The sequence below is a fragment of the Cytobacillus sp. ABV4_503 genome (genome assembly GCF_056158445.1).
In genome coordinates this window covers 2,851,918-2,877,790 of sequence record NZ_JBSWTH010000001.1, presented here as the reverse complement: position 1 = coordinate 2,877,790, position 25,873 = coordinate 2,851,918, and the positions used below count along the sequence as shown (strand labels likewise).

32 protein-coding genes are annotated in these 25,873 nt (G+C 42.1%); 22 read left to right on the top strand and 10 right to left on the bottom strand.

The genetic code is table 11. The features are described 5' to 3' along the window. Nucleotides 1-129: 129 nt before the first annotated feature. Nucleotides 130-636 carry a PadR family transcriptional regulator gene (locus ACXAD1_RS14355; RefSeq protein ID WP_206844600.1) on the bottom strand — a complete coding sequence of 169 codons (507 nt, stop codon included), beginning with the start codon at nt 634-636 and terminating at the stop codon, nt 130-132. A 2-nt stretch (nt 637-638) separates the two neighbouring features. On the opposite strand from ACXAD1_RS14355, the gene ACXAD1_RS14350 reads away from it, so the two are divergent. Next, on the top strand, nt 639-983 hold the full coding sequence (locus ACXAD1_RS14350; RefSeq protein WP_244671297.1) for an SDR family NAD(P)-dependent oxidoreductase: 345 nt from the start codon (nt 639-641) through the stop codon (nt 981-983). Nucleotides 984-1,114: 131 nt separating this feature from the next. Here the strand turns inward: ACXAD1_RS14350 and ACXAD1_RS14345 are convergent, their stop codons facing one another. After that, on the bottom strand, nt 1,115-1,849 hold the full coding sequence (locus ACXAD1_RS14345) for an SDR family NAD(P)-dependent oxidoreductase (protein ID WP_206844604.1): 735 nt from the start codon (nt 1,847-1,849) through the stop codon (nt 1,115-1,117). 193 nt (nt 1,850-2,042) lie between these two features. On the opposite strand from ACXAD1_RS14345, the gene ACXAD1_RS14340 reads away from it, so the two are divergent. From ACXAD1_RS14340 to ACXAD1_RS14280, 13 genes are all read left to right on the top strand, one after another. Further along, complete coding sequence (locus tag ACXAD1_RS14340; protein WP_206844607.1) at nt 2,043-2,627, top strand: TetR/AcrR family transcriptional regulator; 585 nt, start codon at nt 2,043-2,045, stop codon at nt 2,625-2,627. A 75-nt stretch (nt 2,628-2,702) separates the two neighbouring features. Further along, entirely contained in the window at nt 2,703-3,038 is a 336-nt protein-coding gene (locus ACXAD1_RS14335; RefSeq protein ID WP_206844611.1) for a DMT family transporter, read from the top strand. Then, nucleotides 3,038-3,352 carry a DMT family transporter gene (locus ACXAD1_RS14330; RefSeq protein ID WP_474910409.1) on the top strand — a complete coding sequence of 105 codons (315 nt, stop codon included), beginning with the start codon at nt 3,038-3,040 and terminating at the stop codon, nt 3,350-3,352. The genes ACXAD1_RS14335 and ACXAD1_RS14330 overlap by 1 nt, the downstream gene beginning before the upstream one ends. 130 nt (nt 3,353-3,482) lie before the next feature. Continuing rightward, entirely contained in the window at nt 3,483-3,932 is a 450-nt protein-coding gene (locus ACXAD1_RS14325) for a MarR family winged helix-turn-helix transcriptional regulator (protein WP_206844615.1), read from the top strand. A gap of 73 nt (nt 3,933-4,005) precedes the next feature. Then, nucleotides 4,006-5,385 (top strand): FAD-dependent oxidoreductase, encoded by a 1,380-nt coding sequence (locus ACXAD1_RS14320; RefSeq protein ID WP_474910408.1) that lies wholly within the window; start codon nt 4,006-4,008, stop codon nt 5,383-5,385. A 50-nt stretch (nt 5,386-5,435) separates the two neighbouring features. After that, on the top strand, nt 5,436-5,645 hold the full coding sequence (locus ACXAD1_RS14315; RefSeq protein ID WP_206844621.1) for a hypothetical protein: 210 nt from the start codon (nt 5,436-5,438) through the stop codon (nt 5,643-5,645). A gap of 26 nt (nt 5,646-5,671) precedes the next feature. Continuing rightward, the gene (locus tag ACXAD1_RS14310; protein WP_474910407.1) at nt 5,672-6,919 is read left to right on the top strand and encodes an MFS transporter; all 1,248 of its coding nucleotides are present in this window, start codon (nt 5,672-5,674) and stop codon (nt 6,917-6,919) included. A 13-nt stretch (nt 6,920-6,932) separates the two neighbouring features. Next, nucleotides 6,933-7,430, top strand: coding sequence for an arsinothricin resistance N-acetyltransferase ArsN1 family A (locus tag ACXAD1_RS14305; protein ID WP_206844627.1), 498 nt, complete (start codon nt 6,933-6,935; stop codon nt 7,428-7,430). Between the two features lie 60 nt (nt 7,431-7,490). Then, entirely contained in the window at nt 7,491-7,775 is a 285-nt protein-coding gene (locus tag ACXAD1_RS14300) for a hypothetical protein (RefSeq protein WP_474910406.1), read from the top strand. A 590-nt stretch (nt 7,776-8,365) separates the two neighbouring features. Then, a complete protein-coding gene (locus ACXAD1_RS14295) occupies nt 8,366-8,710 on the top strand; it encodes an ArsR/SmtB family transcription factor (protein WP_474910405.1) in 345 nt (114 codons plus the stop codon). 14 nt (nt 8,711-8,724) lie between these two features. Beyond that, nucleotides 8,725-10,020 (top strand): arsenic transporter, encoded by a 1,296-nt coding sequence (locus ACXAD1_RS14290; RefSeq protein WP_370223004.1) that lies wholly within the window; start codon nt 8,725-8,727, stop codon nt 10,018-10,020. Nucleotides 10,021-10,036: 16 nt separating this feature from the next. Then, a complete protein-coding gene (gene arsC, locus ACXAD1_RS14285) occupies nt 10,037-10,456 on the top strand; it encodes an arsenate reductase (thioredoxin) (RefSeq protein ID WP_370223003.1) in 420 nt (139 codons plus the stop codon). A gap of 409 nt (nt 10,457-10,865) precedes the next feature. Continuing rightward, nucleotides 10,866-11,228: a DUF5661 family protein gene (locus ACXAD1_RS14280; RefSeq protein WP_474910404.1), complete on the top strand. Its 363-nt coding sequence runs from the start codon at nt 10,866-10,868 to the stop codon at nt 11,226-11,228. A 65-nt stretch (nt 11,229-11,293) separates the two neighbouring features. On the opposite strand, the gene ACXAD1_RS14275 is transcribed toward ACXAD1_RS14280, so the two are convergent. From ACXAD1_RS14275 to ACXAD1_RS14260, 4 genes are read right to left on the bottom strand one after another with little or no spacing between them, the layout of a single operon-like run. Then, a complete protein-coding gene (locus ACXAD1_RS14275) occupies nt 11,294-11,692 on the bottom strand; it encodes a hypothetical protein (RefSeq protein ID WP_071155637.1) in 399 nt (132 codons plus the stop codon). A gap of 6 nt (nt 11,693-11,698) precedes the next feature. Continuing rightward, nucleotides 11,699-13,093: a sensor histidine kinase gene (locus tag ACXAD1_RS14270; protein WP_474910403.1), complete on the bottom strand. Its 1,395-nt coding sequence runs from the start codon at nt 13,091-13,093 to the stop codon at nt 11,699-11,701. Next, nucleotides 13,090-13,761, bottom strand: a complete 672-nt coding sequence (locus tag ACXAD1_RS14265; RefSeq protein WP_474910402.1) for a response regulator transcription factor — start codon at nt 13,759-13,761, stop codon at nt 13,090-13,092. The genes ACXAD1_RS14270 and ACXAD1_RS14265 overlap by 4 nt, the downstream gene beginning before the upstream one ends. Before the next feature lie 41 nt (nt 13,762-13,802). After that, nucleotides 13,803-15,929 (bottom strand): MMPL family transporter, encoded by a 2,127-nt coding sequence (locus ACXAD1_RS14260; RefSeq protein ID WP_474910401.1) that lies wholly within the window; start codon nt 15,927-15,929, stop codon nt 13,803-13,805. Between the two features lie 294 nt (nt 15,930-16,223). Between ACXAD1_RS14260 and ACXAD1_RS14255 the strand changes: the two genes are divergently transcribed. From ACXAD1_RS14255 to ACXAD1_RS14245, 3 genes are all read left to right on the top strand, one after another. Then, complete coding sequence (locus ACXAD1_RS14255) at nt 16,224-16,595, top strand: isochorismatase family protein (RefSeq protein WP_474910400.1); 372 nt, start codon at nt 16,224-16,226, stop codon at nt 16,593-16,595. A 132-nt stretch (nt 16,596-16,727) separates the two neighbouring features. Continuing rightward, nucleotides 16,728-17,549: a manganese catalase gene (locus ACXAD1_RS14250; protein ID WP_474910399.1), complete on the top strand. Its 822-nt coding sequence runs from the start codon at nt 16,728-16,730 to the stop codon at nt 17,547-17,549. 74 nt (nt 17,550-17,623) lie between these two features. Beyond that, the gene (locus tag ACXAD1_RS14245; RefSeq protein ID WP_206844657.1) at nt 17,624-18,313 is read left to right on the top strand and encodes a YetF domain-containing protein; all 690 of its coding nucleotides are present in this window, start codon (nt 17,624-17,626) and stop codon (nt 18,311-18,313) included. Nucleotides 18,314-18,335: 22 nt separating this feature from the next. On the opposite strand, the gene ACXAD1_RS14240 is transcribed toward ACXAD1_RS14245, so the two are convergent. Next, entirely contained in the window at nt 18,336-19,073 is a 738-nt protein-coding gene (locus ACXAD1_RS14240) for a YqcI/YcgG family protein (protein WP_474911316.1), read from the bottom strand. Between the two features lie 438 nt (nt 19,074-19,511). Between ACXAD1_RS14240 and ACXAD1_RS14235 the strand changes: the two genes are divergently transcribed. Further along, on the top strand, nt 19,512-20,354 hold the full coding sequence (locus ACXAD1_RS14235) for an STAS domain-containing protein (protein ID WP_474910398.1): 843 nt from the start codon (nt 19,512-19,514) through the stop codon (nt 20,352-20,354). Nucleotides 20,355-20,485: 131 nt separating this feature from the next. On the opposite strand, the gene ACXAD1_RS14230 is transcribed toward ACXAD1_RS14235, so the two are convergent. Then, on the bottom strand, nt 20,486-20,770 hold the full coding sequence (locus tag ACXAD1_RS14230) for a hypothetical protein (RefSeq protein WP_370222994.1): 285 nt from the start codon (nt 20,768-20,770) through the stop codon (nt 20,486-20,488). A gap of 373 nt (nt 20,771-21,143) precedes the next feature. Here ACXAD1_RS14230 and ACXAD1_RS14225 point away from each other — a divergent pair, with 373 nt between their 5' ends. Further along, a complete protein-coding gene (locus tag ACXAD1_RS14225) occupies nt 21,144-21,860 on the top strand; it encodes a YwaF family protein (RefSeq protein WP_370222993.1) in 717 nt (238 codons plus the stop codon). Between the two features lie 83 nt (nt 21,861-21,943). Beyond that, a complete protein-coding gene (locus tag ACXAD1_RS14220; RefSeq protein WP_474910397.1) occupies nt 21,944-22,915 on the top strand; it encodes an HD domain-containing protein in 972 nt (323 codons plus the stop codon). Nucleotides 22,916-22,964: 49 nt separating this feature from the next. Here the strand turns inward: ACXAD1_RS14220 and ACXAD1_RS14215 are convergent, their stop codons facing one another. Then, the gene (locus ACXAD1_RS14215) at nt 22,965-23,123 is read right to left on the bottom strand and encodes a hypothetical protein (RefSeq protein WP_474910396.1); all 159 of its coding nucleotides are present in this window, start codon (nt 23,121-23,123) and stop codon (nt 22,965-22,967) included. A gap of 123 nt (nt 23,124-23,246) precedes the next feature. Here ACXAD1_RS14215 and ACXAD1_RS14210 point away from each other — a divergent pair, with 123 nt between their 5' ends. Further along, entirely contained in the window at nt 23,247-23,471 is a 225-nt protein-coding gene (locus ACXAD1_RS14210; protein WP_370222989.1) for a hypothetical protein, read from the top strand. A gap of 53 nt (nt 23,472-23,524) precedes the next feature. Here the strand turns inward: ACXAD1_RS14210 and ACXAD1_RS14205 are convergent, their stop codons facing one another. After that, the gene (locus ACXAD1_RS14205) at nt 23,525-24,316 is read right to left on the bottom strand and encodes a DeoR/GlpR family DNA-binding transcription regulator (protein WP_474910395.1); all 792 of its coding nucleotides are present in this window, start codon (nt 24,314-24,316) and stop codon (nt 23,525-23,527) included. Between the two features lie 315 nt (nt 24,317-24,631). On the opposite strand from ACXAD1_RS14205, the gene ACXAD1_RS14200 reads away from it, so the two are divergent. Beyond that, on the top strand, nt 24,632-25,834 hold the full coding sequence (locus ACXAD1_RS14200) for a metallophosphoesterase (protein WP_474910394.1): 1,203 nt from the start codon (nt 24,632-24,634) through the stop codon (nt 25,832-25,834). Nucleotides 25,835-25,873: the final 39 nt, after the last annotated feature.

The window sequence follows — 25,873 nt, the reverse complement described above, 5'->3', positions numbered from 1 at the left end:
GTTTTCAGGTTTAAAGTATATAGTTTTAAGCAAAATGGCAATATTTTTACAGTTTATTAGAGGGTATTAAAATCTGAGGGGAAGCAGCCGGTAATTAAAAGAAGTAAGGGAGGACCCTTACTTCTTTTCTTAAATTGATTCTAATGCATCCAGAATTTTATTAAGCCAATTCATATAAAACTTATTTAATCCACTATAATGCTCCTGGATCAGGTTCGGAATGACGTCCTGGTAATCATGCTTCCCTTCACTTTCTGTCTTCAGTTCGGAGATCCATGATTTAATATGCTCTGCTGCTGCAGGGACTTCGGTTGATTCGATGAATAATAGGGCCGGATAAAGGGAGCGCGGTTCAGGCACCCGCTTTTTAAACACTTCAATGATTTCTTCTGAAAGCTGATTTTTTCCTTCTTCTGTAATTTGGTAGACAGTCCGGTTTGGCCGGTTATTCACCTGCTCCTGCTTTTCAGCCTGGATCCACTTATGCTTTTCGAGCTTGCGGATGGCATGATATAAATTGCCGTCCGTAACGGGGAATAGGTGATCCCATTTGTGTTCTAAAATGACTTTTTTCATTTCATATGGATGATATTCTTTCACTTTTAATAGACCAAGAATTACGATTTGCATTGACATAATTGCAGCTCCTTTTAAACAATTACTCTGCGATTGAAAAAGACATATCCCGCAAGGAAAATGCCGTTGAGCTTTTACAGGAGACAATCTCACCGTATGGAAAAGTGGACATCCTTGTCAACAACGCGCATGTTACCAGACAGATATCATTTATGAAAACAACACTGGAAGACTTTGAATTATCCTTTAATACAGGATTTTACCCTACTATCCATTTAATGCAAGTCTCTTATGAACAGTTTAAGAAAAATAAAGGATTCGTGATTAACTCTGCTTCAGGTGCCGGGATTTCGGGCCAGGTGAACCAGGCTCCTATGGTTGTCGGGGGAACGCAAAAATTAACATAAATAAAGAAACTGTCCGCTTGGACAGTTTCTTTGTTTAAGGATATGCTTATCTCTTTGAAGTTAGATAACGTCTGCTCTTTGCGCCATCCGCCCCGAGGCCAGAAGCAGACAAGCGGGCTCGTTCCGCTTGTCTATTGTGCTGAGAAACCGCCGTCAATAACTAATTCTGCTCCTGTGATATAAGAAGCATCATCTGAAGCAAGGAACAATACAGCACGTGCCACGTCATCAGCTTCACCAAGTCTTTGAAGCGGAGTCGCCTGAATTAGTCTCTGCAGCACTTCACTTGATTCTGACAGGTTCTCTGTCATTGGCGTTTTAATGACCCCAGGGAAAACGGCATTAACCCTTATTCCGAATCGGCCAAACTGTGTGCTTGCCGCTCTGGAGATTGCTCTGACAGCACCTTTTGAAGCAGTGTACGTGTTTGTTCCCATTCCAACCATGGCTGTGTAGCTGGAAATATTCACAACGGCACCGCTTTGCTGTTTGACCATTTGCGGCAATACATGCTTCATTCCTGCAAAAGGCCCGAAACCATTGATGCGCATCATGAGATCCCAATCTTCAATTGTCACATCATCTATATTTTTTTCACTTGAAATGCCTGCATTATTAATAAGAACATCGATTCTTCCATGTTCGGCAACAATTTCGTCCACAGTCTCTTTCCAATCATCCTCTGACATGACATTCAGCAATTTGCCTTCTACTGCATCATTTTGACTGACAACGTCTAAAAGCTCTTTATTAATATCCGCTGCAATAACATATGCGCCTTCTTCGATTAAAAGCTCAGTCATGCGTTTTCCCATTCCTGATGCTCCGCCAGTAACCAATACAATTTTATTATCGAATTTTCCCATCAAATTGCCCCCTTGATTTATCTTTTTAATCAGCGTTTACAAATCAAGTATAATCGATAATATACTTTGTGCAAAGTAATTAGTTCTGGAAAAATACCAAGTTTTAAGGGATTTTTCATTATTCTTGATAGAAAGGAAATGGATTGGTATAATGAATGACAGTCAGTCACTTCTAGGTAAGGAGGGTAAATTCATGCAGGATCGGCCAGATGATAAATACAGTAGAATCCTGAACGCTTCTATAGAGGTTATTTCTGAAAAAGGCCTTGAAAAATCCTCGGTATCGGAGATCGTTAAGAAAGCAGGCATCGCTCAGGGAACGTTCTATTTATATTTTTCTTCAAAAAGTGATTTGGTACCTGCAATCGCTAATTCACTTCTCACCAAAATTCTCGATCGCATGAAGAGTAAGGTGCAGGAAGGAGAAAGCTTCTGGAGTACTTTGGATGTCATTATTGATGAGACCTTCAAGATTACCGATGAACATAAAGATATCATAGTACTTGTATACTCAGGACTCGCATTCAATCATTCCCTGGAAAAGTGGGAAGAGGTATATCGGCCATATTACGAATGGCTTGAGATTGAAATCAGCAAGGCAGTTCAAAAAGAAGAAATTTACGCAGACATTAATGTCAAGTGGATCTCAAGGACCATCATTAACCTTATCGAAAATGCTGCTGAAAGATATTATATTGGCGGCGAGCAGGATGAGTCCCTGACTGTTTATAAAGAAGAGCTTTTTAAATTTATGAGAAAATCATTAATCACGGGCTAAAATTATTGGACTGCTTCCAATAATTTTTCTTTAGGGAAAAATGACTGACTGTCATTCAGAGGAGGTTGAGAGTAAATGAAATGGATGTTAGTATTTGCAGCCGGCATCCTTGAAGTGATGTGGGCTTCAGGTCTAAAATATGCAGATTCATTCCTGGATTGGACGATTACCGCTGTGCTGATAGCAGCAAGTTTCATATTATTGATCCGCTCATACAAGGTAATTCCTGTTGCAGCGGCTTATACCGTATTCGTCGGGATTGGAACTGCAGGCACTTATATTTTAGGTGTGTTAATGGGGGAGCCGTTTTCGGTAACTCAAGTATTCTTTCTGGTGATATTATTGGCAGGAATTATGGGCATGAAGACTTTTACGAAACAGGAAAACACGGAAGCGAGAGGTGGATCTTAATGGCTTGGGGATTATTGGTTCTGGCGGGGATCGAAGAAGTGATCGCCACAATCGCCATGAAATACATGGATGGAACGAGAAAGACATGGCCGATCGCTGTAATGGCAGTTGGTTTTATTTTCTCTTTCTTCTGTTTATCTATGGCCATGCAAAGGATTCCGGCCGGTGTGGCCTATGCTATTTGGACAGGAGTGGGGAGCATTGGCATTACGCTGGCTGATTGGTTCTGGTTTAAAGAAAAATTCGGATATAAACAATTTTTATCCCTGGCGTTTATCTTAATTGGAGTAATTGGTTTGGGGATGACATCTTAAGTACTTATTAAGCTATAATTATATCGGATGCAGACCGGGAATGTGCTGGTCTGCTTTTTTGGTAAAAAAATATTAAAAATAGTTGCAACTTACAAATAATATAACTATAATGTAACCAAGAGGTGAAAAAATGGAAAATCTTCGCAGTTTGTTTCAAATAATGACGCGCCGTTTTGGCTTACTCAATAAAAATTGCTGCAGTGTCGGCGGATGCGATATTTCCCTCATTCAAAGCCATATTCTTTATGAGATTGAAAATCAGCATAACCCGTCCATGCAGCAGATTGCAGATACATTAGGGACGGATATTACAACTTTCAGCAGGCAGGTTCAATCTTTAGTAAAGTTGAACTTAGTTAAGAAAACGCCGGATCCTGCTGATAAGAGAATCAGTATTCTTTCGCTGACTGTTGAAGGCAAATATATTGCAGGGTCAATAGACCAGCAGATGAATGCATTTTTACAAGAGGTTTTTTCCCAAATGAATGAGTTTGAAAAAGAAACAGTCATCCGCTCAATTCATTTGTTAAATAATGCGATGGCAAAGTCCAATGCATGCTGCAGGCCTTTACAGGGGTAAACCCCCTGGGTTTAATACTTGTATTTTGCAAGTAAAATCAACCAATCCAATTTTGGAGAAAAGAGGAGTACGAATGACCAATTTGAATGATTTTATTGTTGTTAATGGATGCTGCACGCCTAAAAAAAACGAGCTGGAAAAAACATCACTAATCAAGGATGAAGGAAAAGGGCTGCCTGTGGCTATAATTGGAGCCGGACCGGTTGGGCTGGCTGCTGCAGCACACCTGGCAAGCAGAGGGCAGTCATTTATTCTGCTTGAGTCGGGGAAGCAAGTGGGAGCCAATATAAAAAGCTGGGGACATATTCGCTTATTCTCACCATGGCGGTACAATATTGATAAAGCTGCTGGCAGGTTATTAAGCGCAAATGGCTGGGTGCAGCCGCAATTGGAAGGTTTGCCTACCGGAGAGGAACTTGTTGAACAATATCTAAAGCCGCTGTCCAGGCTACCTGGAATAAAGCCTTTCCTTCACCTTAATACGAAAGTTTTGTCAATTGGCCGAAAAGACACCGATAAAATGAAAACGGCAAATCGCGAAAATCTTCCTTATGTCATCCATGCTGAGAAGAATGGAGAGTACAAAACATTCGAATCGAGAGCAGTAATTGATGCTGCAGGCACGTGGGGAAATCCTAATCCAGCTGCGTCAAGCGGAATTTGGCTGGCTGATGAGAAGGATTTGAAGGAAAAGATATTTTATGGAATCCCCCATATATTAGGGAGTGAGCTGCAGCGCTACCGGAATAGGCGCATAGCAGTTGTTGGAGGAGGCCATTCAGCGATTAATGCATTACTGGATTTAGCCGCATTAAAAGAGTCCTATCCCGAAACGGAGATTCTATGGATTATGAGAAGAAATCGGGTTGAGGATGCCTACGGAGGAGAAGAAAAAGATGCACTTGAAGCACGCGGCCGCCTCGGAAGCAGAATCCATCAATTGGTTGATAATGGGCAAGTGGAGGTCATTACTCCATTTCGTATCCAGCTGGTCAAAAAGTCAGAAACGGGAATTGAGTTAATAGGCAGTCAAAATGGCAAGCAGAGCAGCCTGGATGGAATTAATGAAATGATTGTCAATACAGGAAGCCGTCCGGATTTTTCAATCATAAGTGAGCTTCGTACTTCCATAGATTCTTCAACTGAAAGCGTAGAAGCATTAGCACCATTAATTGATCCTAATATTCATAGCTGCGGTACGGTTCGCCCCCATGGAGAAAAGGAGTTAAGACAGCCAGAGAAGAAATTTTATATCGTGGGTTCAAAAAGCTATGGCCGTGCTCCAACTTTCTTGATGGCAACAGGCTATGAGCAGGTTAGGTCAGTGGCAGCTTATCTAAGCGGTGATTTCGCCGCTGCTGAAAAAGTGGAGCTGGATTTGCCGGAAACGGGTGTTTGCAGCGTTAATCTGAAAAGTTCCTGTGATGAGACTGCACCTTCTTGCTGCAATTGATTAAAAGGGAGGGTATTTCCTCCCTCATAACGAATTTAAAGGTGATGACAATGACCATCAATCATGCTGGAGCGCTAAAAAAAGAATATTTTATTGCATATATGAATTTAATCATGAATGCTTTTGAATGTTCTGTTGAGGAAGCTAAAGATAGAACTTTTGAAAGGCTGTTTCGATTGCGGGAAAGTGAAATGGGGCAGGAAACGTATGCACAATTTCTATTGGCTTATCGGGATTTAATTAAACACTCCAATGAATAAGAAATATCCGGAGAGGATGAATCAAGGTGACTATTAAAGATCAATTATCTTCACAGCCAATTATAATAGTCGCCATCGTCACAGCTTTAAGTCTCTTAGGAGATTCCATGCTGTACATTGCCTTGCCTATTTATTGGGAAACTGCTGGGCTTGAATCAATTTGGCAAGTGGGTGTGCTCCTTTCCATAAACCGTTTCATACGATTGCCTTTTAATCCATTTGCAGGCTGGATATATAAACACATTTCATTAAAGGCTGGCCTGATCATTGCCGTCCTGTTAGGCGGATTCACAACAATAGGCTATGGTGTTTTCGAAGGGTTTGCGGCCTGGGTAATCCTCCGTGCATTATGGGGGATTGCCTGGTCATTTTTTCGAATAGGCGGATTGTCGGCTGTTGCCGTATATGCTGAAAACAATAAGCGTGGAAGTTCTATGGGCTTATATAACGGGCTCTACCGAACAGGAAGCCTGGTCGGAATGCTGGTTGGGGGCTTGCTTGTTCCGATCATAGGTTTGAGCATGGTTTCCATTGCATTTGGAGTATTGTCCCTATTGGGGCTGCCTTTAATGCTGAATTCTAAAATAAATCAGGATGAGGAGACTCCTGAAAAGAAAGATAGAATGGCTGAAGAAAGGCCTTTCATCGGCAAGACCGCATATAAAGCAGCGATTATTATTTCAGGCTTTCTCATTGCCATGCTATATCAAGGAATAGTGACATCCACACTGAGTTCCTTGATTGAACATTTTTACGGCGAGAGAATATCAATATGGAATGTGGCTGTCAGTGTTACCTTATTATCAGGAATCATCCAGGCGGTAAGGTGGACATGGGAACCTTTTCTGGGAAGGACAGCGGGGCACTGGTCTGATGGAGCGAGGGGGAGGCTGCCGATTTTTATCATTTCTTTAATCTTTGCAGGAATTGTCTTTGGAATGGTATCCATTAGACTTCCATTAGGGCTGTGGATAACGGTTACTCTTTTAGTTATGGCCGGAGCTACTATTTTATCAACCATTCTGGACACGATTGCCCTTGACACAGCAAAAACTGCAAACGTGGTTTCTTTCCTTACAATATACTCCATCTCTCAAGATTTGGGGGCAGCTTTAGGGCCTGCGCTTAGTTACATATTAATCCAATTAGAGGCTGGTTTTACATTTTTATATTGGGGCGGTACGTTCATACTGCTCATTTTAGCCGCAATTTGGTCGGTTTTTGCAAAGAGGCTAAACACATCTATAAAAAAAGAGATCTATGAATCTTATTAGCGGGGGACCTGCAATGACCAATGAGACTGTTGTTCGTGAAGCCAGAAAGGCAGATTTAGCAGCTATTCTGGAGATTTATAATCAGGGAATAGAAGACCGTATCGCAACATTGGAAACAGAGAAAAAAAATCTTTCCTATATGGCAAAATGGTTTGAACAGCACCAAGGCCGATATTGTGTGCTTGCCGCTGAAGAAGAGGGCCAAGTGATTGGATGGGCTTCGCTGAATCCGTATAGCAGCCGCAGTGCTTATGATGGAGTGGCAGATCTTTCAATTTATATTTCCAGGGCATTCAGGGGCAAAGGAGCAGGCGGGAAGCTGCTTTCTTCCCTTGAATTGAAAGCACGAGAAAATAAGTTCCATAAGCTGGTTTTGTTTACCTTTCCATTTAATGGCCTTGGACAGGGCCTTTATAAGAAAATGGGGTATCGTGAAGTTGGCACATTCCAAAATCAGGGTGTTTTGGATGGAGAATTTGTCGACGTGATGGCTATGGAAAAACTGCTTTAAATAAGGGTGCGGCTATTCGTTTAGCCGTTTTTTTGCTGGTTTTTCTAAAAGTTCGGTGGGATGCCAAGTTCGGTCAGGAAGCCGAAGAAAAGTCCATATCCTGTCCGAATGAGAGCCGGATTCGGACAGGAAGCCGAGGAAAAGCCCTTACCCTGTCTGAATGAGTGCTGGATTCGGACAGGAAGCCGAAGAAAAGTCCATATCCAGTCCGAAAGAGTGCCGGATTCGGACAGGAAGCTGAAGAAAAGTCCATATCCAGTCCGAATGAGTGCTGGATTCGGACAGGAAGCTGAGGAAAAGTCCATATCCAGTCCGAATGAGAGCTGGATTCGGACAGGAAGTTGAGGAAAAGCCCTTACCCTGTCCGAATGAGAGCTGGATTCGGACAGGAAGCCGAAGAAAAGCCCTTACCCTGTCCGAATGAGAGCTGAATTCGGACAGGAAGCCGAGGAAAGAACCTTATCCAGTCCGAATGAGTGCCGGATTCGGACTGGAAGTCGAAGAAAAGCCCTTACCCTGTCCGAATGAGAGCTGGATTCGGACAGGAAGTCGAAGAAAAGCCCTTACCCTGTCTGAATGAGAGCGGGATTCAGACATGAAGCCGAGGAAAAGTCCATATTCTGTCCGAATGAGCACCGAATTCGGACAGAATTCCCATGATTAGTTCCTTTTTCTATCCGAAGGAAAGGAGGAACATAAGTCTTCACTGAATTCTTCTCTACAAGCCTGAATTGGCATAAGAACAGGACCATCAAAAGAAATGCCCGATTGCATCTGTCCATCCGTTCATTTGTCAAAACCGGCAAACCAAACGAATACAGCTGAAATAAAAAAAGCAAACTATATGTAAAGTTTTTGTAAATAAGAAAAAAAGCATTTGCTTATATAAGCAAATCGTTATATATTAATATGTGCACAGCGGAGGTGATGAGATTATGATAGTGTCCACAGTTGAAATCGGCAAAGCAGCATCCATTTTAAAATTATTAGGCGATAAAACGAGGCTCACAATGGTCAAGCTTTTAATTAACCATGATTGTTGTGTGTGTGAGTTTGTGGAGATTTTTAAAATGAGCCAGCCGGCTATTAGCCAGCATCTCAGGAAACTAAAAGATGCAGGTGTGGTAAGGGAAAACCGGAGAGGTCAGTGGATTATTTATTCATTGAATCAGGATAGTGAATACTACCCATTGGTTCAAACTGTGCTTGATCACCTTCCAAGCCAAGATTATTTATTAGCAGAATTGGAAGAGCAGGGATTGCGAATTCCCTGTGAGTAAGAGGGGGAAACACATTGACTCAAATTATTCTAGCATCGGTGATTTTTTTAGTTACCCTCATATTGGTTATTTGGCAGCCAAGAGGGCTATCCATCGGCTGGTCAGCATGCGGCGGAGCCATCCTCGCTTTAATTGCTGGTGTGGTAGACTTCAATGATGTCATAGATGTTACATCCATTGTCTGGAATGCCACATTAACCTTTATTGCCATCATCATAATCTCTCTTATTTTAGATGAAATTGGGTTTTTCGAGTGGGCTGCTTTACATATGGCGAGAGCGGCAAAGGGCAGCGGAGTGAAGATGTTCATTTACGTTTCAATTTTAGGATCAGTTGTAGCAGCATTCTTTGCGAATGATGGAGCGGCACTTATTCTTACGCCAATCGTCCTTGCCATGGTGAGGAACCTTAATTTTAATGAAAAAATGGTTTTTCCGTTTATCATTGCGAGCGGATTTATTGCGGATACAACGTCCCTGCCATTGGTCGTCAGCAACCTTGTTAATATCGTCTCAGCTGACTTTTTTGGCATCGGCTTTGTGGAATATGCGTCCCGCATGATTGTTCCGAACTTCTTTTCACTGGGTGCCAGCATTTTGGTTTTATTCTTATACTTTAGAAAAAGCATACCGAAGAATTATGATTTATCCCATTTGAAGGAACCAGCGGAAGCAGTTAAAGACAGCAAAATGTTCCGATTGTCATGGATCGTTTTAGGCATCTTATTAATAGGTTATTTTGCAAGTGAATGGATTGGTGTTCCAGTTTCATTCATCGCAGGCATTATAACGATATTCTTCCTGATAATGGCGCGAAGAAGCCAGGCAGTGAATACACGCACTGTTATCAAGGGTGCACCATGGGCAATTGTATTCTTTTCAATAGGCATGTATGTAGTGGTCTATGGACTAAGAAACGCGGGTCTTACAAATGTATTGGCTGATTTAATTCAAATGACAGCTGACCAGGGACTATTTGCGGCAACGATCGGAATGGGATTTATTGCGGCCATCCTTTCCTCTGTCATGAACAATATGCCGACCGTTATGATTGACGCCCTGGCCATTGCTGATACGAATACAACCGGAATCATGCGTGAAGCACTTATATATGCGAACGTGATTGGATCTGATTTAGGGCCGAAAATCACGCCGATTGGGTCACTGGCAACCTTGCTCTGGCTTCATGTATTATCCTTAAAGGGAGTAAAAATCTCATGGGGAACGTACTTTAAAACAGGAATTGTATTAACCATTCCAACACTGTTCATAACTTTAGCTGGATTGTACATTTGGCTATTGATCATATAAAAAGGAGAATCTTAACATGACTAAAAAAACAATCTACTTCCTATGCACGGGCAACTCTTGCCGCAGCCAGATGGCTGAAGGATGGGCAAAGCAGCATTTAGGTGATGAATGGAATGTTTATAGTGCAGGCATTGAAGCACATGGTTTGAATCCTAACGCAGTAAAAGCAATGAAAGAAGCAGGCATTGATATCTCCAATCAGACCTCTGATATTATTGATCCTGAAATTCTAAATCATGCCGATTTGGTTGTAACGCTTTGCGGAGACGCAGCTGATAAATGCCCAATGACTCCTCCTCATGTAAAGCGCGAGCACTGGGGATTTGATGATCCAGCGAAAGCAGAGGGAACTGAAGAAGAAAAGTGGGCTTTCTTCCAGCGTGTCCGTGATGAAATTGGCGGCCGCATTAAGACATTTGCCGAAACAGGAAAGTAAATAATATACTAAAAACATCCAAAGGGAGGGAACAGATTTGATAATCACTGATAATGCCCGTGATGAATTAAAAAAAATGCTGGAAGAACAAAATGCCAGCAGCGTCCGCATCTTTTTTGACGGCTATGGCTGAGGACAGCCAAGAATAGGACTGGCTCTGGATGAGCCGGCAGCAGATGATATCATAGTCACAATCAATGAAATCAAAGTAGCAATCGACCCTATTATTGAACCTAACACCGAAGACCTTGTTTTAGAGAGAAGCGGAAACGGAAGCGGGATTTCGATGATCGGAAATACGGGAAGATGCTGTTAGGAGTGGGCCTTTAGGGCCCTTTTTTATTTGATCTAACCCATGCTCCTAAATAGATTATTCACATACATTATGGTAACTGGCATTTAGGAGTGAATGTTTTTGTATTATTCATATAATCCGTACGTGCATCACTATAGTTACAGCCATGTTAACCATCAGGATTCCCGAAACAATCTGTTCAACAGAGTAAGAGCAAGCTTTTCCAAAGAGGAAGCAGCAGCCATTGCATTACTGTTAGGAATCGATTTTACAAAAAGCAGGTTTGATTTGAACGAATTCTGGATGGGCGTAAATGTAGAACTTGAACATGGGAAACAGTCAAGCCAAACAAACGTTACAGGAGATGACCCGCTTCTTACGGGTAAAATTGCATTGGCGCATCTTAACGAGTTTCCTGACTATTATAAGAGGTTAAAAGTTCTGGAATCAGAAGCTAAGGCCTATTGGAACAAATAAGATTGATAGTGTGCAAAACAAAAAAGCAATGCAGCCTCCAAAAGAGGATTGCACTGCTTTTTAACTTAACGTTCCGAAGTTTTTTCTGTCAAAAAGGTAATAGCCACAAAAAGTGCAAAGGCCAGCAGAAGCAGGGTTCCGCCAACGATGAAGAAGACCAGAACAAAGGTATCCCCTAAATTAAATGGATTTAATGTGTACATCCACATTCCAATTGTCAATCCGAGTGCTCCTGCCATTCCAAGTATGCTGTGAATGGAAACAAGCTTTTTATATTTTACGCGGTAAACTTTATAAAAGATTCCCCATGCAAATACGGAAAGCCATCCTACCAGCAGGATGTGGGCATGAATGGGCCTTAAAGAATAATCCATCTGCCCGGACATATGCGATCCAAGATAGGTTCCGATAATGCCAAAGATGGCTGCAAATCTTATTAATCTGATACTCCATTTTTGTTCCATAGTTTTTTATTCCTCCCGATGTTTCTCCCTAAAAAATGTGATGGTAAAAGTGGTTCCTTTGCCAGCCTGGCTGTCTGCCTTGATTTCCCCATTATGCAGCTCTATAATCTGTTTCACAATCGAAAGTCCAAGTCCTGTGCCATCTTTTTTTCTTGCTGAGTCGACCCGGTAAAAACGGTCGAAAATCTGGCTGATCGTATCCTCGGATATTCCGATCCCTGTGTCTTGAAAAACGACTTCAATGGCTGATTCAGTTTGAGACAGGCTGATCAAAATGCTTCCGCCATGAGAGTTATATTTTATCGCATTCGTCAGCAGGTTGTCCCAGATATTCACCAAAAGCTCTGGGTCCCCCTTAAAAATGACAGGCGCAAGCTTGTAGGAAACCTCAATTTCTTTTTCTTCCAGCCGCCATTGATGCCTGCGGATGGTTTCCTTGATCTGATCATCCAATTTCACTTCCGAGAGCTTCATTGGGTACGATTTCTGGTCAAGGGAAGTCAAAAGCAAAAGCTGTTTAGTCAGGTTGGAGAGCCGCTTCGATTCCTGATCGATAATCTGGACATATTCGAAATGTTCTTCTGCAGACAGTTTGTGTGTCTGCAGAAGTTCAGCATACCCTTGAATATTCATAAGAGGGGACTGAAAGTCATGAGACACATTGTTGATGAATGACTTGCGTGCCTCGTCATTGTGCTGCAGCTGTTCCTGCATGCGGCTGAAGCTTTCCGCCAGCTGTCCGATTTCATCCCTGCGGGCAATATTCAATGGGAAGTTGAAATTCTCCCGTGTGATTTCCCTGGTTGCTTCGGTTAGCTTTGTGATTGGCTTAATGAGGTGCTTGGCGAACCAGATCACTCCGGTGATGCTGACAACGGCAATGGCGACAAAGAACCATGCGAAAATCATATGAATGTCCGAGAAAAGAAGCTTGTTATTCGGGCGAAGAAATAGCCCGTAATTCTGGTCGTTCATGGTAAAAGGGACGCCGACGGTATTTTCCAGATCGTTTGAAAAATGGCCCATCATCAAAAATTGGCCGGCAAAGCTATCCATACCATGATAAACTTCTTGATCGGTCAGCACTTTTGCAGCTTCCTCAGGCAGTTCGGTCTTATTGAACGGCTGTCCGAAGAATTCCCCTTCACCCGATTCCGTCACGATATAGAGCTGGTAGCCAAGCTTGCTCATGGAATTTAAGTAAGTTTCATAAGCAGGGCCAGAGGAATGCATATTCTCCAGGCCATTAGCGAATTCCTCTGCAATTACAACGTTTTGCCTGTCGATTTTCCCCTTTGTCGAAGTCATATAGACCCAATTGGTTAAACTGAACGAAAGCACGATGCTTATGGCTAAGATCACAAGTGTGGCTGCAATGAATTTCCGGTAGAGGGTTTTCATTTTATTTCCTCAAGCTTATACCCGATTCCGCGAACAGTCTGGATTTCAACGGTTGCACCGTATTTTTTCAAACGGTCGCGAATTCGGTTGATATGGGTATTTAAAGTCTGTTCGCTGCCCTCATAATCCGCTCCCCAAGCCTGATCGATCAATGCAGCCCGCTGGGTGATTTTATTTTTGCGTGCCGAAAGCAAGCTGAGCAGCTCAAATTCCTTTAATGGTAAAAGGATGGTCTCCTGATTGATTTCCACTTCAAAGCTTTTTCTGTCAATGAACAGGTTTCCGGCTTTGACGACTGTTTCCATCGCCCGCTCGGCTCTTCTTAACACCACGGCTACCCGGAAAAGGAGCTCCTTCACTTCAAATGGCTTTACAATATAATCTTCAGATCCGGATAAGAAACCCTGTTCTTTATCACCCAGCTGACCCTTCGCCGTTAAGAGTATAACAGGGATTCCGAAGTCATCTGTCAGAAGCCTGGTGAGTTCGAATCCGTTCATCCCAGGCATCATGACATCGACGACCGCTAAATCTGCGGTTTGTTCTTCTAAGAGTGCTAATGCTTCTTGTGCATTGCTTGCGCGCAGCACTTGATAGCCTTCACGATTAAGATGGATCGTGACGAGTTTCTGTATATTCACATCATCGTCTACGACAAGTATTTTCATATCAGGGCCTCCTCACAGGGGAATAGGGAGGGACCCTCTCTCTATTCCGAAATATTTTGCCGGGAAGTCTCCTTGTCTTTTTCAAAAAACAGAATTAATGCCGGAAGCAGCATTCCCCTAACAAGGAAGGTGTCAATTAATATTCCCATGGCAACGATGAATCCAAAAACGAATAGGTCCGCTATCGGCATGGTCATCAGTGCGGCAAATGTTGCTGCCAGAATGAGGCCAGCCGAAGAAATGACGCCTCCGGTATTCCGGATGGCAATTTCAAGTGCGTCTTTGACTCTATGGGTCTTCCTTTCCTCGATAAAGCGTGAAACAAGGATGATGTTATAATCTATCCCCAATGCTACAAGGAAAATGAAAGAATAGACAGGTACACGCGAACTGATGGATTCAAAGCCGAATAATTCATCAACAAGGAATATCCCCAGTCCTAAAGCCGAGACAAATGAAAGCAGAATGGTTGCCATCATGTAGATCGGCATCTTGATGGATTTCGTGAGCGCAAATAACAGCGCAAGAATAAGGACCGTCTCAAGCAGAACAATTTTTATTATATCACCGTTATTGACATCCTGTTCATCCACTATTTTCGCAGTGACGCCGCTGTAGTAAGATTCAGCTTCCACACCAGCTTCTTTCAGCAGCTCCGGTGTGTCATCACGCAAATTTTCCATAAAGCTTATGGCTTCAGTTGAATAGGGATTAATGGATAATGCAACACTCATTTTGACAGCTTTGCCGTCTTCTGAGAGTGCTGACAGGCGGACAGAAGCTATTTCATCAAACCCCTGCAGCTTTTCAGTTATCGCAGCAGAATCAGTTTCATCCAATTTTTGATCACTGACAACCAGAAGTGTAGAAGGTGCAAGTTCACCTTTATCAAATCTGGATTCGACTATTTCATAGCCGACACGGGATGGCAGGTCATCCGGAAATTTTTTAACCATATCAAATTCATAATCAAGGTTAAAGATATTAAGCGCTGTGATAAGCATAAAAATGCCGACCATTCCGCCTGAGAGGCCAGGCTTGTTCACCACGAATCTGGCAAGCGGCCCCCAGACTTTATGTTTAACTTCTGCTTCCGTTCCGTATTGAGGAACTTTCGGCCAAAAAGCCTTGCGCCCGAACAGGGTGAATAAAGCTGGAACCAGCGTAACGGATGCGAGCATGATAAAAAACATGGCTGTTCCAAAAATAGGAGCAAAGTTCTGGTAATCCCGGAAATCCGCGAAGAACAGAACCAGCATGGCAGCAAGAACGGTTCCGCCCGCAAAGAAAACAGGCTCGCCTGTTGCGCGCATCGCATGCTTCATCGCTTCATATTTGTTTTCGTAATGGTTGAGCTCCTCGCGGTAACGGGAGAAAACAAATAATGAATAATCAATAACAGCAGCAAACAGCAAAATACTCATGATCGAGGTTGTCTGGCTGTTAACCTCCAACCCGCCAGCACCCATGAAAGTTATACTCTGGTTTACAACCTGGTAGACAATCGCCGTTGCCAAAAGCGGGATGACAGCAAGCAATGGTGAACGGTAAATCGCAATAAGCAATACAAGAATGATGAGAACGGTGGCAATCAGGAGAACAAAGTCCGCCTGTTCAAAAAGCTTGACCGTATCTCCGGCAATCCCGGCTGGACCAGTGATATAAAATGCAGTACTTTCAAGATCCTCTGCAATTTTACTTCCGACCTCTGAAGCATGGTCGTTGATCTCGGCATACTGGTCATTGCCAAGTCCGTTCTCAAGCTCCATCGGCACAATCATCGTGGACTTGTCTTCAGAAATGAAAGAACCCAAAGCTTGAGGCGGAAGCTTGCTGATATCAATAATCGTCTTGATTCCATCGATGTCCTCAAGCATGATTCCTTCTAATATCTGGTTTGCTTCTTCGATATCGACCTCGCCATTTTCATTATGGAAAACCAGGATGCCCGGAGTTCCTTGTTTGTTTGGAAAATATTCCTCTGTTTTATTTTCGGCAATAATGGATTTCGCCTCATCAGGAAGTGACTGGAAATTATTTGTTTTATAATCGCCAAGCTTCGGACCTGCACTTAAGCCAATCATTAGCACAAGCCAGGCCATAATGGTAATCCACATTCCCCGTTTTGTCGAAACCCAATCTGTAATTGAATGCAGCAGTTTTTTCACATGAATGCCTCCTTAACTTATTTCAATGCCTATCTTACAAAATGAAAATAAACTTAAGATCAACTTTTGTTTACATTTAATAAAAAGGTCTTTTATGCATGAAACTAACGATTTAAATGGAAAATACAATCATAAAGATGGCTAATTATAAGGAGATAAATAGGATGAAAACAGAATCAGCGCAATTGGTTCTGGATATGCAAAAAGGCTTTGACGCCCCTAATTGGGGGAAGCGAAACAATTTCCAGGCAGAAAACAATGTGTTCCGCCTTCTGACGAATGGAGGAAACGGAATTGGCCTATTTTCTATTCAAAGCATTTGTCTCTCCACCCAGAGTCACTCTTTATCACAAAAGTGAGCATGGAATTTCAATTAAAAATCTATTGGCTCCTAAAGAAGGGGAAAAGGTTTTTGCAAAGAATGTGACCAGTGCATTCATAGGCACCGAGCTTGAGATCCACCATCGACAGAGCGGGATCAAGTCTGTTGTCATCACCGGCCTGTCATCACAGCATTGTGTGTCTACTACAGCCAGAATGCGCGGAAATCTTGGATTTGTTACCCATTTCGTTTCGGATGCGATTGCCGCTTTTGAAATCAAAGATCATAGGGGACAGTCCATCCACCGGAGACGGTACAAGAATTGGAGCTGGCTGCTTGGCTAATGAGTTTGCAGTGATTGTGACGTCTGATGAAGTGATATGCCAGTTAACTTAAAGATATTCAAAAGCATATAAAAGATCAGTATAGAGACACTAACTATGTATGTTTTTAAAAAATATGGAGGTGTCTGTTACATGTTCTTTCACGTAAAGGAATTACAATATAGAGCAAAGCCAAGCAAGCCTGATCCTGTCTATGCCAAAAAGCTTCAAGAGGTATTGGGCGGACAATTTGGTGAAATATCCGTTATGATGCAGTATCTTTTTCAGGGATGGAACTGCAGGGAGGAGCAGAAGTACCGTGATATGCTGATGGATATCGGTACAGAAGAAATAGCTCACGTAGAAATGCTCGCAACCATGATTGCCCAGCTTCTGGATAAAGCGCCAGTGGAGGAGCAGGAGGAAGCTGCAAAGGATCCGATTGTTGCAAGTGTGATGGGCGGCATGAACGTACAGCACGCTATCGTAAACGGTCTTGGCGCAAGTCCTAACGATGCAGTGGGATTCCCATGGACTGCCCGTTATATCATTTCAAGCGGAAATCTTTTGGCAGATTTCAGAGCGAATTTGAATGCAGAATCACAAGGACGCCTGCAGGTCGTCAGGTTATATGAAATGACGGATGACCCTGGTGTCAGGGATATGCTTTCATTCCTGATTGCCCGTGATTCTTATCACCAGAATCAGTGGGCAGCAGCTATCGCTGAGCTGGAGGAGAAAGAAGGATTAGTGGTCCCAAGCACATTTAACAGAGAATATGAAAAATCGGATGTGGCTTATACTTTCATGAGCTGTTCTGAAGGTACAGAAAGCCAGATGGGGCGGTGGGCAAACGGTCCTTCCATGGATGGATTAGGGGAATTCAAATACGAAGCTAAGCCAGTAGCAACTGGACAAGCACCTGTACTTGAACCTGCACCAGGCTATATTCATGGTACGCCTCCTGTAAAATAATGCGAGTTGCTCCCGGGAGACTGGGGGCTTCTTTCTTATAAACATGTCTAACTTGAAAGGTGAGTGGCTTTACTATGCCAGTTAATGAGACGATCCTTCGTGTAACTATCTCGTTTTTAGTACTTTTCTTATTAGCCAGACTGATGGGACGGAAGGAAATTGGGCAAATGACCTTTTTCAACTGGGCTTCAGCTATTGGAATCGGGTCTATCGCAGGAAACCTAGCAGTGAATGAGAGTACCCGCATTAAAGATGGAGTAATTGCACTGTTCGTTTGGACGCTTTTCACCATCGCAATGGACATGATCGACCTTAAATCGAAACAGGGAAGGACAGTCACAACAGGTGAGCCATTAATAGTTATAAAAGCTGGCAAGATAATGGAAGGGGCACTTAAAATATCGAGGGTGGACCTTGATGAGCTACAGGCGTTATTGAGGCAAAAGGACATTTTTTCGCTTACCGATGTCGATTACGCAATCCTGGAGACAAACGGAGACCTGTCCGTTTTGAAAAAAGAAAGTAAACAGCCTGTTACGAAAAATGATCTAAATATTATGAGTCCAAAAAAGGATCTATTTCCTTTACCAACAGAAGTCATTTCTGATGGAAAGATCAATCCAGGGAATCTATCTAAATTACATTTAGACAAAAACTGGCTTGACAGAGAACTGCAAAAAGCAAATATCCAATCAGTTGAGAATGTGTTTTTTGCCCAGGTACAGCGGGATGGCACTCTTTATATTGATCGAAAAAACAAATAGAGAACAAAGCGGCTTTGTCCTCCTATTTGTTCTTTGTGATTTCAAGCAGACGATGAAAAGGGCATTTTGAGATCGTGGTGTCATCGTCGCGAAGAAAATATTGTTTCCATTCGAAATTGTCATCGGTGCCATAACTGTTCAGATCAGGGTGGATGGCGATACTATCATATTTTTGCAGCCGTTTGCGGATTTGATTTTTAAGCCGGGATGCTAATGTTTTCTTTTTCATAAACTCCTGCAGAACCCACCTCGGTGTGATGGCGAGCATCATCGTATCAAAATGCCGGCTCTGCCGATTTTTATGCGCAGGGGTGGCACAATAGACAAAGTACTTTTCTCCGTGAAAGCAAAATTCCCAAAGTGGATCATGCGGGTCTTTTGGGATTTCGTTTGGCCACTCAGCATTATCCATCTCAGATAACCCTGTAAGCTGCTCCCAAAAAAGCTGCTCATGTTCCTCCAAACTCAAATAATCCCTTTTTTTGTAAAAAATGATCAGCGAAGTGTAGCTTCCGAATTCTCTTGAATGTACAGAGAATTCCTTCAGCAGGGCTGCGGTTTGCTGAATGGAGGCCGGATCCCTTGGGTCGTCCGCAAATCCGTATCGCAGCTGATTTTTTGCAAACCCGATAGTTGCAGGTATGCAGGGGAAAGGCCTCTCTTTATCCGTCATCTTTGTCAGAAATCTATCAAAAGCAATCTGCTGCCAATCTTCTAAACTGTGCATGCCGGAGGAGTTCGCAGTAAATAGACTATTGATGTTAGTCACCCCCTTTTGACTTCTACACTATATTCAAAATGGGATAAGACAGGTGAGTGTCCATGGGGAAAATGGGCGGACAGAGATGGTGACGGTAGGAGGCGTTGTGAGTTTGGCGGGGGATAGCGACGAGAAATAGGAGTGGGCTGGAGTTTGGCAGGCGTGGCGGGTGCATGGCGATGAAAAGGGATGGAGTAACGGGAAAATAGTAGTCATGCCGGATCATGACGACGGAAAAAGGTAGGGAAAAACTAGTATCCAATTAAGAAATGGCAGTTAATCTGAGAGAATAACGCCGATAAGGCCGCGGGCTAAAAATTCTCAAATTAATTTTAAATTCAAGGTTTATTCCAAAACGCGCACGGGTAAAGAGATGTGTTTAGGATGGAGCGGAAATATACATAAAGGATAAAAATTTAAGTACTTTAGGGGGAGAACATGAGTAATCAAATACGTCTTTTAGGGGAACAGATTTTAAGAGAGAAAGATATTATGGCGGAAAATCTGCATAGGGATCGAATGAACGGTGTGGAGATGACGGAATTGGAGAGAATGCAGGCTGACCAAATGGAAGCTCTGATCATTCGAATTCGTGCTGAGTTTATTGAATTGTTCGGTGAAGCATTGCTGAATCATGAGAATAAAGATAAAACGATGGAAAAGATAGAAAAATGGTGCAAGGAAACAGGGGAATATTTCTTTAAGCTTGGAATCCCTTTGGATGAAGCTTTAAAGGATGCGGGTTATTACAGGAGACATATCTGGAAAACATTAGAGAAGGCCATGTTGGAGCATGAGATGCCGGCAGCAGAGGTTTTTAAAGTTATCTATTTGATAGATCCCCTGCTGGATCATTCTATCCATTGCTTCAGCATGTCTTATGTCAAATACCATCAGGTAACACTCGAAAATGCAAAGCAGGCCTTCCTTGAGTTATCTGTCCCGGTTGTTCCGCTTTCAAAAGGAGTTGGCATCCTCCCGCTAATTGGCAACATTGATACAGAGAGAGCGCAGCTTCTGATGGAAGAAACGTTAAAACAATCTGCGAATCTTAAGCTGTCGCATTTAATTTTAGATATTTCAGGCGTGATGATTGTTGATACAATGGTGGCAGATCAGCTGTTTAAAGTAATTGAAGCACTCTCGCTGATTGGGGTAAAAACGATCATTACAGGAATCCGTCCGGAAGTGGCTCAGACGATAGTCACCCTGGGCATTAAGCTGAATGGTATTCAGGTAAAAGCCAATGTGTATCAGGCTTTTGAAGAACTGCATGGGTGAGCATGAAATAAAGCAGAGGAATTCATATTGAATTTACTCTGCTTTTTTGATTTTATAGATTGGGTTTTCGAGCCCAAAAATTTATATAGAGATTAGAAAGAGAAATTTCAACAGTCTCTTCACTTTCCAAATCAATCTCTGAAGAGTATAAATAGAAACTGAATTTCATCCCCATCCTTGTATTTTAAAGGGGCCGAGCCAGCGGGAAATAGATCAATTGTTTTACCCTGACAGGATGCTGTTGCTTTTGCCTGCAGTGTATCTGTATATCCATTATTATGTCTGTCGTGTTCAATTCCGGAAACCAGAGTCGCACTGCTGAAATTATAGTTACCACTGGAGCGGAAAATCACCTGATAATTTGACTTTGTGTCGATAAATACCTCTGAAACGTAAATCTTATTGTTTCCTTCCACATAGATAATCCTACCCTCATTTTTATCCAAATTGTTTAAGTTTATTTTGACAGTGTAATTCCCTTCAACAGGATATGCTTGAGCAAAAATATTCTCATCATCTGATATATCCTTTATTCCATGTATCCAGATTCCGAAGAATCCGGCTAACCAGAGGAAAAATGTTAAACCAAGTATGGCAATGAAATGATAAAAAGAGGAGACTTAAAATTCATTTCTTTCCCCCTAACCCTTTTAACTATAATGTTAACATAATTTTCCTTTTATGCTGGCATAAAATCTGGTTTTCCGCATATTAACCGTGTTAATTTTCCTCGCCGTGAATACAATGAATCAAACAGCACTTCAATGCATATTGAGGGGTGATGACATCATGTTTTCGGTAACGGGTATGCAGGGATTTGAAATGTTTTCGCTTATGCACCTTGTTACACTGATTCTTTTCTTTTTTACCGCCTGGTGGCTGGTGTATTACAGGCAGGCGTTAAGGGCCTATCAGAAAATTATTAAATGGTCGCTGTTTGGTGCACTGCTGGCTTGTGAAGTAACGCATCATATATGGCTGGTTCTGACACATCAGTGGGATGTGGCAGATCTGCCTCTCCAGTTATGCTCTTTGAGCACTTTCATTGCTCTTTACCTGTTTTTGAAGCCTAATAAAAAGGCTTTCTGGCTGCTGTATTTTATTGGTGCAATTCCTCCAATTTTAAGCATGGTGACACCTGATATGCTTTACCAATTTCCTCATTACCGCTACATCAAATACTTTCTTCATCATTCTGCAATTCCGCTCGCCGTATTATATTTTATTTTGTTTGAAGGATACAGAGTGCCTAAAAAAGCAGTGCTGACTGGCTTTTTAACGCTCAACGTAATTGCGGTGCCAGTCTTCTTTTTAAATAGGCTGCTTGGAACAAATTTCTTCTATTTGGCCAGCCCGACAGAAACTAAAACCCTGCTGTCGTTTTTCGGGAACGGTGTCTGGTACTATGTAACGCTTGAAGCTGCTGCACTGCTTGTCTTTTTTATTACTTATTTACCCATGCATTACATGCAGGCAGCTGAACAAAACAGGGTCCGCGGAAAATGAAAGCCTTAATCCTGCCGGGATTAGGGCTTTTTCTTTAAAACATATATAATTGTAAGTACATATTTATCAAAGCAGGAGGATTTATGCTGGCTGTAGATGAGCTTTACGGAGAATACAAGCTTGAAAGAGTAATAGAAGAAATAATCAACAGCAGGCCGGTGCAAAGGCTGAAAGATGTACACCAGGGCGGCGCGGGCTATCTTGTCAATGAGAAATGGAATGTAACGAGGTACGAACATTCATTGGGCGTGATGCTGTTATTAAGGAAAATGGGCGGTTCTGTGGAAGAGCAAATTGCCGGTTTGCTTCATGATGTTTCTCACACTGCCTTTTCTCATGTGATAGATGGGGCTTTGGAAAATGAAGAAGAAGATTATCATGAACATATTTTTGAGCGTGTTGTCCTTGAATCTGAGATCCCTGCCATTTTAAAAAGGCATCATCTTGACTTTGAAGGTATCCTTTTTGGTGATTCACAATGGACTTTATTAGAGCAGCCCGCACCTGAACTTTGTGCAGACCGGGTGGACTACACGTTAAGGGATATGTACCGTTATGGTTATATTTCATTAGAAGAAGCGCATCATTTTCTGCAGCATCTGACAGTTGTTGATGGCAGGATGTACCTATCTGAAATTGGGGCTGCTGAGTGGTTTGTAAAAACTTATTATAAAGAAGTCATTGATTTCTTCATGGAACCCTTAAATATTTATGCCAATGACTTTTTTGCAAAGGTCCTAAAAAGATCTCTCGAAAAAAAACTTCTTCATCTGGATGATCTGCTTGGCAATGATGAAGAGGTATTAGTGAAAATGAGGGAATCAGGGGATCTGGAAGTGAAGCGTCTGCTTGAAAAAATTGATCAAAAGGTCAGGGCAGAAGAAAACAGGTCAGACTATGATATTCACTTCAAAGGGAAAATGAGATTGATTGACCCTTCCGTAATGATTAACAGCAAGCTGGTCAGAGCATCACAGCTGTCAGAAGAGGTTAAAAACAGAGGACAAAAAGCATATGAAAAAGCTAGAGAAGGTGTGTATATAAAAATCCTATGAGAAATGAAGCCTTATCCCTGGTGGCGGACAGGCATAAGGCTTTTCCTTTTTATCGTTTATTCTGTTCCTTTTCTTTTTCATACTGCCGCTGCGGGGTCATTTTGGAAATGGCATCTTCAACAACTTCCTGTGCTTTCCTCGCCTCACGATCCTGTTTTTGTGCTTCTTCCTGAATGCGGTTTACATCCTGTGGAGTTTTTTCGCTCATATCATTTGCCTCCCTTTTTCCAGTATGTTACTAATGTTTCCGTTTAAGAAGGAAATAAACAATCCGGAAGGAGATGAAACCAAAAGGCAGCTAAAACGTAAAATGATAGAGAGGGCTGAGAAGATGACAGATTTCATATTGATGTTTATCTTATTTATTCCTGTATACGGGGTGCTGATCTGGAGTTATGTTGATCCGGAAGAAAGCCTGCTGTGGGGAAAGCGGTGGATGTATAAGGAAGAGCCCGAGATATCGGAAGGTGCCATTCGTTATACAAAATTGATGTCTTTGGTCAGTATAATCCTTCTAACTGTAATCTTTGCAGTTGCTTTCATAGGCCTCTTTTAAGAGAACTCTCAGTCAATCTGCATAAACAGTGGCCTGAGAGTTCTGTTTTAATTTTATGTATAGACTTTCACCCATTTTAGCCCATTGAATTTAATTTCCTCCTCCGGCCAATCGTACGGTAAATCCGCATCAGTAATGACAAAATCAATAGACGAAAAAGGGCTGACATGGAAAAATGCCCTCTGATTGAGTTTTGAGGAATCGGCTGCCACATAAACCTGTTTAGATCTTTTTATCATGATGGAAGAGGCGGCAGCTTCATCAATAGTATAATCGCATATTCCATCGCGGTTCATTCCTCCACATGATATAAAGGCCTTGTCAAAGTAAAAGTGTTCCAGCATCTGATTAGTTAGTGAACCTGAGGTTGAGCGCTGCAGAGGATTCACGGTCCCGCCAATCAGAATGACCCTGCCATTGAACAGTTTATTTTCCATACGCGCATTTAATATTTCTGCAGCAGCCAGGGAATTGGTTACGATCGTTACATTTTCAACATTTTCAATCGAACCGGCAATATGAAGAGTTGTGGAGCCGACATCCAAAACGATAGTTTCCCCATCGGAAATAAAGCTTGCGGCAGCTTCACCAATTTTCTTTTTGATGGGAAGGCTTATGCCCATCCTTTTATTAAACTGCTGCTCCTTTTCTAAGCCAAAATAGCATATCGCTCCTCCATGAATTCTCCGCAATTTGTTTCTCTTCTCTAGCCGTCTCAAGTCACTCCGGATCGTTTCTGGCGTTACACTTAATTTTCTGGAGAGCTCCGCTACACTCACTTTATTTTTTATTTCTAATTCCCTGATAATTCTACTGTGCCTTTCCGCAGCGAACCCTTTTTTCATTGTTGGCAACCCCCGTCTTTCATGTTATGGATCATTATAGGGATGAAGTTTTAAAAATTGAGGTCAAAAATATTAATTTATTTAAAAGTTTTAAAACAGAAATGAAAACAAAAGAATACAAAGAGAGGAAAGTCCCGAATTTCATTCTTCCTTCCTATTAATCACCGATGAATAATAGAAAATCATTTTTTGTTTATCTTTTTGCCTTTGTTTTCTTTACTAAACAATCTATTGATATTAATACTGCTTTAATAGATTTACTCTAGGATTTTAACCGTAGGGGAAATTTTTTATCAATTCATGGAGGTAAGGCTGATGAAGAAAGAAAATGAAAGAAAAGGAATGGACAGAAGGACATTTATTAAAGCGGGAGGAGCAGGGACACTAGCTTTAACCATGGCAGCGGCAGGTTTACCTGGAGACATATTCGAAAACAGGGTTCAAGCGGAAGAGATCAGTGAAAAGCTGGAAGGACCGAAGCTTTCCTTCAATTCCAATGGGAAATTTAAAGTTGTACAATTCAATGATACTCAGGATGATGAACGGATCGACAGGCGGACCATACAGCTGATGGAAAAAGTGCTGGATTCTGAGAAGCCTGATTTTGTTGTTTTAAATGGTGACAATATAACAGGCGGCTGTGATACAGAATTAGAAATGAAGCAGGCTATGAATAATGTCGTCCAGCCAATGGAGCAAAGGGGAATCCGCTGGGCGGCTACGTTTGGAAACCATGATGAAGACTCAACTCCAAAGAGCGGCATGGATGAGAGTGATATGCTCAAGTTTTATATGAAATATAAGCATAATATGAACACACCTGGACAAAAAGGCCTTACGGGAACAGGAAATATGAATCTATTAGTCAAAAAATCCAAAGGAAATAAGGCAGCATTTAATCTCTGGCTTTTGGACAGCGGCAGATATGCCCCTCAAACGATCGCCGGGCAGGATTTCAAGGGCTATCCAACATGGGATTGGCTGCGATTTAATCAGGTCAATTGGTATTATGAAAGATCAAAAGCAATAGAAAAGCATTATGGCTATAAAGTGCCTTCTCTTGTATTCATTCATATTCCTCTATGGGAGCACCGTTTTATGTGGTGGGGCAGTGTGGACGGCAGAACACCGGCAGGGCATGAATTGGCTGCTGCAAGACATCAAATTAATGGAGAGCGGAATGAAGATGAGTGCCCCGGCCCAATAAACAGCGGCTTGTTTACAGCTATGCTCGATAGAGGGGATGTGAAAGGAGTATTCTGCGGCCATGACCATATTAATACATATTGCGGAAACTACTATGGAATTCTGCTTGGATATGCCGGAAATACCGGTTTTGGCACTTACGGTCTTTCAGGATCCGACAGAAACAGACTTCGGGGAGCGAGAGTATTTAATTTAGATGAAAATCATGAAGGTGTTTTGGTCGATACACATATGGTTTTTGCCAAAGACTTCGGTATTGATTTAACAGCCAACGACCAAAGTATTGATCCGCTGCCGCTGGAGAAAAAATAGGCTAAAGCAGGCCTCTGGTGTTAAAAAGAGACTGTGTTA